At 64.3% G+C, this 8,694-nt stretch carries 7 protein-coding genes and 1 pseudogene; 4 read left to right on the forward strand and 4 right to left on the reverse strand.

The genetic code is table 11. The features are described from left to right. Nucleotides 1–195 precede the first annotated feature (195 nt). Together EN906_RS13690 and EN906_RS13695 are read left to right on the forward strand one after the other, a co-directional pair. Nucleotides 196–570, forward strand: coding sequence for a TonB family protein (locus EN906_RS13690; RefSeq protein WP_245484245.1), 375 nt, complete (start codon nucleotides 196–198; stop codon nucleotides 568–570). Nucleotides 571–630: 60 nt separating this feature from the next. Beyond that, nucleotides 631–945: an antibiotic biosynthesis monooxygenase gene (locus EN906_RS13695; RefSeq protein WP_027039045.1), complete on the forward strand. Its 315-nt coding sequence runs from the start codon at nucleotides 631–633 to the stop codon at nucleotides 943–945. A gap of 69 nt (nucleotides 946–1,014) precedes the next feature. On the opposite strand, the gene putA is transcribed toward EN906_RS13695, so the two are convergent. Further along, nucleotides 1,015–4,626 carry a bifunctional proline dehydrogenase/L-glutamate gamma-semialdehyde dehydrogenase PutA gene (gene putA, locus EN906_RS13700; protein WP_127328132.1) on the reverse strand — a complete coding sequence of 1,204 codons (3,612 nt, stop codon included), beginning with the start codon at nucleotides 4,624–4,626 and terminating at the stop codon, nucleotides 1,015–1,017. Between the two features lie 163 nt (nucleotides 4,627–4,789). On the opposite strand from putA, the gene EN906_RS13705 reads away from it, so the two are divergent. Continuing rightward, nucleotides 4,790–5,242, forward strand: coding sequence for an Lrp/AsnC ligand binding domain-containing protein (locus EN906_RS13705; protein WP_127270518.1), 453 nt, complete (start codon nucleotides 4,790–4,792; stop codon nucleotides 5,240–5,242). Between the two features lie 510 nt (nucleotides 5,243–5,752). Here EN906_RS13705 and EN906_RS13710 read toward each other — a convergent pair. Then, nucleotides 5,753–6,952, reverse strand: coding sequence for a cytochrome c peroxidase (locus EN906_RS13710; protein ID WP_127272012.1), 1,200 nt, complete (start codon nucleotides 6,950–6,952; stop codon nucleotides 5,753–5,755). Between the two features lie 7 nt (nucleotides 6,953–6,959). Continuing rightward, nucleotides 6,960–7,409, reverse strand: coding sequence for a FixH family protein (locus EN906_RS13715; protein WP_127375217.1), 450 nt, complete (start codon nucleotides 7,407–7,409; stop codon nucleotides 6,960–6,962). Nucleotides 7,410–7,560: 151 nt separating this feature from the next. On the opposite strand from EN906_RS13715, the gene EN906_RS13720 reads away from it, so the two are divergent. Beyond that, nucleotides 7,561–8,481, forward strand: a complete 921-nt coding sequence (locus EN906_RS13720) for a sugar kinase (protein ID WP_127272010.1) — start codon at nucleotides 7,561–7,563, stop codon at nucleotides 8,479–8,481. Here the strand turns inward: EN906_RS13720 and EN906_RS13725 are convergent. Continuing rightward, nucleotides 8,478–8,694 (reverse strand): annotated as a pseudogene (locus EN906_RS13725) (galactose-1-epimerase); the annotation flags it as partial. The gene EN906_RS13720 and the pseudogene EN906_RS13725 sit on opposite strands and share 4 nt — an antisense overlap.

Genomic DNA, 8,694 nt, shown 5'->3' on the forward strand with positions numbered 1-8,694 from the left:
GTCAAACAGCAGACGGTTGCCCCAGACATATTGGTGGCCGGTGTCCCACGCCCCGATGGCCAGAGCGTGGCTCCCAAGACCGAAACGCCGGCGCAGCTGACCGTTCAGCCTGAGAGCACGGAAGCGCCTGTCGCCGTTCCGGAGCGGCCTCCGATCCCTAGAGCCAGGCCAACTCCGGCAGCTGCCCCTTCAAAGATGGCGGATGAGAAGCGCGGCACGGCGGATGGCGAGGACCGGTCGGCGCAAGCAGCCAGCAAGGGCAAAAGGCAAAAAGAGGCAGGCACGGCCGCGGAAGACAACTACCGCGGCGATGTTTTTAGAAATCTCGGCAGCGTCAATCGCACCCTCCCGCCTTCCCTACAGCTGGCGGCACGCAACAATGCGGTTGTCACATTCGTCATAGGCAGGAAGGGCAACATAAACGAGTTGCGCATTCTGGAAACCTCAGGATCGGCGGCTTTCGATCAGGCAGCGCTTGGCATTGTCCGCAAGGCAGCCCCCTTCCCTCCGATTCCACCGCAGGCAGCAAGCGCAAATTTGGAGTTCGAGACCGAAATCGGCCCATTTTGAATGTGCGCAGAACAAACGCTGCAGCCGCCAATCATCAACATCCGCACGAAAGGAACCGCCATGTACATCGCAATGAACCGCTTCAAGGTGCAGACCGGCTCGGAGAACGACTTCGAAGCCGTCTGGAAGAACCGCGATTCCAGCCTTGCTGAGATGAAGGGGTTTAGGGAATTCCATCTGCTGCGCGGCCCGGTCAACGAGACCGAAGGCTACACGCTTTTCGCGTCGCACACGGTGTGGGCCAGCCACGACGATTTTATCGCCTGGACCAAGTCCGAGAATTTCCGCGCCGCCCACAGGAATGTCGGCACGACAAAGGTCCACTATCTCGGCCACCCCCAGTTCGAGGGTTTTTCGGTCGTCGAAGGCGCGTAATGCATGTCGTCCAAAAGTGGTCCCGGTTTTGGGACAACGACATGCATAAAAACAAAAGTTGACCGGGGGTCAGGCCCCGGCCAGCAAGCTCGCATTGCCGCCCGCGGCGGTGGTGTCGACGCAGACCGCCCGTTCATGCGCATAAGCCGCCGGGTTGAGCACCTCCGTGACCAGCGGCACGATCGGGCCGGAGCGGTCGGCGATGACCTTGCGCACGATGCGCGCGGCCTCGGACGTGCCTGAAAAAGCGACGACGTCGACGCGTAGCGCGCGCGCCTCGACCGGATCCGGCCGGCCGTCGATGGCGGCCAGCGGCAGGCCCTTGCCGGTCAACGCGGAAAGGGCTGCCGGTGCACCTAGCGCAACGGCCAGCACGGCATTGCCGGCGGCGAGCGCCTGGATCGTCTGCGCCAGCAGCGTATCGCCGTCAGGACCAAGGCACAGCACCCGTCCGCGTGGCGACAGCGACAGCGTGTTGGCCTCGCCGGTCGGCCCGGGCAGGTCGACCTGGCCGAAATCGATGCCGGCGGCCGCACCAATGGCCGCAGCACCCTTGCCGCGCAGATGCTTCCTCAGAATGGCGATCCGGTCGGGCCGCGTCGACCAGCCGCCAAGTGCGGGATCCGGCAGATTGTCGGCAAGTTCGGTCGCCGTGACCTTGTGGCCATCCTGCACATGGGTGCCAGCCTCCGGCCCCTTGCGGAAGCGGCGGAGGTAGTGCGGGCCGCCGGCCTTCGGACCGGTGCCTGAAAGCCCCTCGCCGCCAAACGGCTGCGAACCGACGACGGCGCCGATCTGGTTGCGGTTGACATAGATGTTGCCGGCGTGGATGCCGTCGACGAAATGCTGCACGCGGCCCTCGATCCGGGTGTGCAGCCCGAAGGTCAGGCCGTAGCCCTTGCGGTTGATGGCGGCGATGACCGCGTCGATCTCGTCGGCGTCGAAACTGGCGACATGCAGCACCGGCCCGAACACCTCGCGCTCCATATCCTCGATACCCTTGACGCGGAAGACGTGGGGCGCGACGAAGCGACCTTCCTTCGGCGCTTCGAGCTTGGCGATCAGCCGGCCCTGCAGGCCCATCTTCGTGCAGTACTCGCGGATCGAGGTCTGTGCCTCGTCGTCGATGACCGGGCCGACATCGGTCGAAATCCGCCAGGGATCGCCGACATTGAGCGCCTCCATGGCGCCCTTCAGCATCTCCAGCATCTTCTTCTCGACGTCCTTCTGCACGTAGAGCACGCGCAGCGCCGAGCAGCGCTGGCCGGCACTCTGGAAGGCCGAGGCCAGGATATCGCGCACCGCTTGTTCGGGCAGCGCGGTGGAATCGACGATCATCGCGTTAAGGCCGCCGGTCTCGGCGATCAGCATGGCGTCGGGCTCGGCCGTCTCGGCCAGCTGCTTCTCGATCAGCTTGGCAACCTCGGTCGAGCCGGTGAAGCATACGCCGGCAATGCGCGGGTCAGCGGTCAGCGGGCCACCGACCGACGGGCCGTCGCCGGGCAGGAGCTGGATGACATCTTCCGGCACGCCGGCCTCGCGCAGCAATTCGACGGCGCGGAAGGCGATCAGCGGCGTCTGCTCGGCCGGCTTGGCGATGACCGAATTGCCGGTGACGAGCGCGGCCGCGATCTGGCCGGTGAAGATGGCGAGCGGAAAATTCCACGGTGAAATGCAGACGATGGCGCCGCGCGCTTGCGTGCCCGCCTCCGCATTGGCCGCCTCGGTGGCGTAGTAGCGCAGGAAGTCGACGGCCTCGCGCACTTCGGCGACGCCGTCGGCCAGCGATTTGCCGGCCTCGCGGGTGGCGAGTGCAAAGAACTCGACCGCATTCGCCTCATAGATATCGGCGGCACGATTGAGGATGGCAGCGCGCTCGGCAACGGGACGTTTTGCCCAGGCCGGCTGCGCTTCCACCGCAAAGCGCACGGCGGTCGCGACTTGCTTTGCGGCGGCTTCGCTGACCGTGCCGACCACTTCGGAAGGCTTTGCCGGGTTGACGATCGGACGCTGCTTGCCGTAGCCGGCGGCACGGGTGATCGGCTTGGCATGCCAACGATCCGGCCCAGCGAAGGCCGCCCTGGCCTTGTCGATCGCCGCCAGCGTCACCGTGTCGGTGATGTCGAATCCTTTCGAATTGCGTCGCCCGACCCCAAAAATCTGGGAAGGCCGGGCAATCGCCGGATTGGCGGCCGGACCCTGGCTCTCGACCGTTTCGAGCGGATCGCGCGCAATGTCCTCCGGCTCGACGTCCTCGTCGGTCAGTTGGTGTACGAAGGAGGAATTGGCGCCATTCTCCAGCAACCGGCGGACCAGATAGGCCAGCAGATCGGAATGCGCACCGACCGGTGCATAGATGCGGCAGGGCGTGCCTTCGGACCGGCGCACCGTCTCGTGCAGCGCCTCGCCCATGCCGTGCAGGCGCTGGAACTCGAAGGAATCGCGATTGTCCGCCATCGCCAAGATGGCGGCGACGGTGTGGGCATTGTGGGTGGCGAATTGCGGATAGATGCGGTCGGTCATCGACAAAAGCTTCTTCGCGCAAGCCATGTAGGAAACGTCGGTGTTGGTCTTGCGGGTGAAGACTGGATAGCCTGACAGTCCGAGCGTCTGCGCGCGCTTGATCTCGGTGTCCCAATAGGCACCCTTGACCAGCCGCACCATGATGTTGCGGTCGTATTTCCTGGCCAGCGCATAGAGCCAATCGATGGCGAAGGCCGCGCGTGGCCCATACGCTTGCACCACCACGCCAAAGCCGTTCCAACCGGCGAGCTCCGGCTCGGCCAGCACCCGCTCGATGACGTCGAGCGACAGATCGAGGCGGTCGGCCTCCTCGGCATCGATGTTGAGGCCCATGCGCGAATGGCGCGCGGCCAGCGCCAGCGACAGGAGCCGGTCTGCCATCACAGGCAGCATCTCGTCTTTCTGCGCCACCTCGTAGCGCGGATGCAGCGCCGAAAGCTTGACCGAGATGCCGTGGTTCTGCCTGATGTCAGGACCGTTGGAGCCGGAATCGAGCGACGAAATCGCGTCGGCATAGGCCTTGTGATAGCGCAAGGCGTCGGCCTCGGTGCGGGCTGCCTCGCCCAGCATGTCGAAGGAGTAGAGATAGCCCTTCTGCGTCATCGGCCGGCCTCGCTTGACGGCTTCCGTGATGGTGCGGCCGAGCACGAACTGCTCGCCCATCTCGCGCATGGCGGCGGCCACCGCCTTGCGGATGACCGGCTCGCCGAGCCGCCGCACCATAGAACGCAGCGTGCCCTCGATGCCGCCCTCGCCCTCATCGAGGACGCGGCCGGTCAGCATCAGCGCCCAGGTCGAGGCATTGACGAAGATGGAGCTTGAACCGCCCGAATGCGCCGACCAGTCGTGCGGCGCGATCTTGTCGGCGATGAGGTCGTCCATCGTTTCGGTGTCAGGCACACGCAACAGCGCCTCGGCCAGGCACATCAGCGCCACGCCTTCCTTGGTGGAGAGACCATAGGCCGAGAGGAAGACTTCCATCAGCCGAGGATCCGACGAGCCGCGCACCGCCCGCACCAGATCGGCGGCCCGTGCCGAGATCGCCTTGCGGTCTTTCACTGAAAGGCCCGTCGTCTCGGCCAGTCGCTTCACGGCCTCGTCTTCGTCGGGCAGGTAGTTGGCGCGGATCTGCTGGCGGATGGCATCAAGCGCTGGCATGGCGGTCCCGTGGATCGAGCAAAGGGGATCGGGCCGGCGGTCACCGGACCGAATGGCGCAAGCTAGCACAAGTGTGAATTTTCAGTCGGTCCGAAGAAATCGACATTGCAGGTCATTCGATTTATCCTGGCAGCTCAGACTTGACATATGGACTGCATTTTCGATGATAGAAGACCAATTGGACCGCATCGACAGGAACATCCTGTCGGCGCTGGCAAGCGATGGCCGGCTTTCCATGTCGGAACTGGCGGCAAAGGTCGGCCTGTCGAAGACGCCGGTGCAGGCGCGGGTGAAGCGGCTGGAAAAGGACGGCTATATCAGAGGCTACCAGGCGATCATCGACCGCGAGCGCATGGGCGAAGGCCATGTCGCTTTCGTCCAGGTGAAATTGTCCGACACCCGATCCGCCGCGCTCGATGCCTTCAACCGATCCGTGCAGGCCGTGCCGGAGATCGAGCAGTGCCACATGATGGCGTCGAGCTTCGACTATTTGCTGAAGGTGCGCACCCGGGATATCGCCGCCTATCGCCGCGTCCTCGGCGAGCGCATCTCAGCCCTGCCCCACGTCGCCCAGACTTCGACCTTCGTGGCCATGGAGACGGTCAAGGATCGGTAGAGCGTAGGGATGGCTGAAGCCTCCCCAACTTCGTCATCCCTGGGCGAAGCAGGAGCGAAGCTCCGTCGCGGAGACCCTGGGATCCATGCCGCGACCTCGGCCGAAGAATGCAGCGGAGCAGAATTCCGCACCGCAGCAGCGCTTCCGAGTCCCGGCATGGATCCTGGGGTCTGCGCCGCGTCGCTTCGCTCCTTGCTACGCCCCAGGATGACGAAGCGATGGATGTTTGCGCCAATCGCCGAAGCATGCGGTCCGTGCTTAAGGAATTAGGCGCTCAGCGGTCGCCCCACGACTTTGGCTTCCTGTTTCTCGCACCGAGCCTTGATCGAAGCCTCTGCGATTGCGAATTCTTCTTCCAATGCCTCATATTGGGCAGCGAATTTTGAATCCTTGAACCATTCCTTGGCGGCTTTCCTCGACGGGAATCATACTCCGGCTCATAGAACCTCCTTTGCTCGCTTCAGCACCAACTCGCCTCGCTTCGCTCAACTATTCCTATCGCCGGCAACCTCACTCCGCCAGCGTCTTCAGGAACGCCACCAGCGCTCCGCGCTCGCGATCCGACAACTCCAGCGGGTGAACCTCTGATACCCCTTCGACGCTGGGGGCAGCCTTGGCGTAGTGCGCCACCACCTCGTCGAGCGACGAAAACTGCCCGGTATGCATATAGGGCGGCCGCGTTGCCGCTCCGCGCAGCGATGGCGTCTTGTAGGCGCGAACGAGTTCGGGCGCATCCTTGACCATGAAGCGCAACTCGCCGCAGGCGCTGGCGTCGCCATCGCGATAGGCGCCGAAGCAGTTGAACGGGTCCGCCTCGACTTGGTGCACGGCATCGATACGGCCGCGATCCGGCGGCAGGCCCGCAACGGATGGCACGCCGGTGTTGTGGAAGCTGTTGTCGGTGAAGCGCGGGCCGTTGTGACAGGTCACGCAATTGGCCTTGCCGATGAACAGTTTAAGCCCAAGGATTTCTTGTTTGGAAAAGACAGCATCGCCCTTCGGCTCGGCACCGGTGGCGAGGTCCAGCGCAAAGCGGTCGAAGCGCGTTGGCGCCGGCGCGATCGAGCGTTCGAAGGCGGCAATCGCCTTGCCTAGATTGGCAAAGACGCCGTTGATAGCGTCACGCTGCGGGCCGCTCATGGCATTCCAGGCCGCCCTCTCGACATCGTTTCCAAGCGGGCTGGCATCCAACGGCATGCCGGAAAGGTCGGGCAGCGGCCCGAAGATGCGCTCATAGCGTTCGCCGAAGCGCGCTTTGATGTAATGCGCGTAGGCGGTGCGGTTTCCCGCCTGCTCCAGCGGGTTTTCGAGCGGCGTCAGCGCTTGCGCCCACAGGCTGTCGCGGCGGCCATCCCAGAAGAACCAGGGATCGCGCGCGACGCCGGCCAGTGGCATGGTGCGCCGGCTGGTACGGCCGACCCCGACCGCCTGCGGCAGGTCGTCCTGGAACTGGCGGTCGATCTTGTGGCATGTCGAACAGGATATCGACCCGTCACCGCTCATGCCCTGGTCGAAGAACAGCGTCGAGCCGAGTGCGGCAGCCGCCGGCACGTCGGCAAAACGATTGGTGGTGTCGGGCTTGAGCGCCGGCAGCGACGACAGCGCCAGCGAGGCGATGGTCGTCTTTTCGGCGTCGGAAAAATCCGGCTTCGTGCAACCGGCAAGGACAACGGCCAGCATCAGCGCCAGAAAACGCGAAAGCCGCCTCATGTCCTGCTCACAGCACCACGCTGAAGAGCACCGTGTCGGAGCCGGCGGTGGCCGAGATGGCGAAATGCAACTGCCACCAGCCGCTCATGGTGAATTTCACTCCTTCGATTCGATAACGCCCGTCGCCGAGATAGTCGGTCGCCTGCGGGCTGGTCGGCAGGCCGTGACTGTGCAGTGGCATGCCGCCCGAAATCGCGATCGCGGCACCTTCCACCGGAACTCCTGCCTTTGTCTTCAAGGTCAGCAGCCAGGATTGCAGTTCGCCCTGCCGTACGACACCCCGCTCCGGCGCGAAGCTGGCCACGAACAGCGCGTTGGCGGTGTTCTTCGTCCGCGAGACATCCGGGCCGGCAGGCAGCGACGACCGCGGCGCCGTCAGGAAGACGACCGCGAGAATGCCGACCAGCAAGGCAGCCAGACCAAGACCCGCCAGAAGATAACGCCATATCGATGCCAAACCGGTTCCTCTTCCGCAGACAACGCTCTGCCGGACGGATCGCATCCCGCCAGCCTGTGGGAAAACGCTGTGACGGAAAAAACCCTGCTTGCCAAGCATGGCGCTGCCGGTGGCAAAAAGCTACAGCACCGGGATCACTGGAGGATTGTAGATGGCGGGAAACGGCGTCGCCTCGATCGGCGAATGCATGCTCGAACTGTCGGGCCAGACGGGACCGAACTGGCGCATGGGCTTTGCCGGCGACACGTTCAACACGCTGTGGGCGCTGCACGCGCTGAGCACCGAGCGGCCGGCAACCTATGTCTCGGCCTTCGGCGACGATCCGTTCTCGCAAGGCCAGATCGATTTCTTCGCTGAAAACGGCATTGGCATCGGCTCCAGCCCGCTCATAGCGGGCGCGCGGCCCGGCCTCTATGCCATCACGCTGACGGGAGCCGAACGCTCCTTCACTTATTGGCGTGGCGACGCCGCCGCGCGGCAGCTTGCCTCGGACCCGGCCGCATTATCGAAAAACCTGGAAAACCAGGCACTTGTCTATTTTTCCGGAATCACTTTGGCAATTCTGGACGAAGCCGCGCGCGCTGCGTTGCTGGCGGCCGTCGCCAAGGCGCGTTCGGCTGGTTCCCTTATCGCCTTCGACCCCAACTACCGGCCGCGGCTCTGGCGTGAGCGCGAGGAGGCGCAGGCAGCGATCGTCGAAGCCCTTGCCGTCACTGATATCGCATTACCAACCTTTCCCGACGAGCAGATGCTGTTTGAGGATGCGACGCCGCAAGTGACCGCTAAGCGGATCGGGAAATTGGTTGGCGAGGTCGTCGTCAAGAATGGCGAAGCGCCGGCGCTGATCGCCAAGGGAGGAACGCTGCGCGACGTGCCGGCGATCCATGTCGCGGCTCCCGCTGATACGACGGGCGCCGGCGATTCCTTCAACGGCGGCTATCTTGCGGCTCGACTTGCCGGTCACGAACCGCTGGAAGCCGCACGCCATGCCCATCGTGTCGCCGCCGCCGTAGTGCAGGTACGTGGCGCACTGGCGCCGTTCGAGACGCTGCGGGCGGCGTTCGAAGGCTAAGGTAGCCGGAATCTGTATTCCGTGACGTGGTGGTAGATCGCGCCCGGCCACAGCGTCGCCTGCGGGAAATAGGGCCGGTTCGGCGCATCCGGCCAAATCTGCGGCTCGAGGCAGAAACCGCAAAAGGCCTTGTAGTTCCGCCCTTCCAGCCCGGTGCGCGGCGTCACATACTGACCGGTATAGAGCTGGACGCCGGGCTCAGTGGTCCAGACC

The organism is Mesorhizobium sp. M7A.F.Ca.CA.004.06.1.1 (assembly GCF_003999135.1).
Taxonomy (GTDB): Bacteria; Pseudomonadota; Alphaproteobacteria; order Rhizobiales; family Rhizobiaceae; genus Mesorhizobium.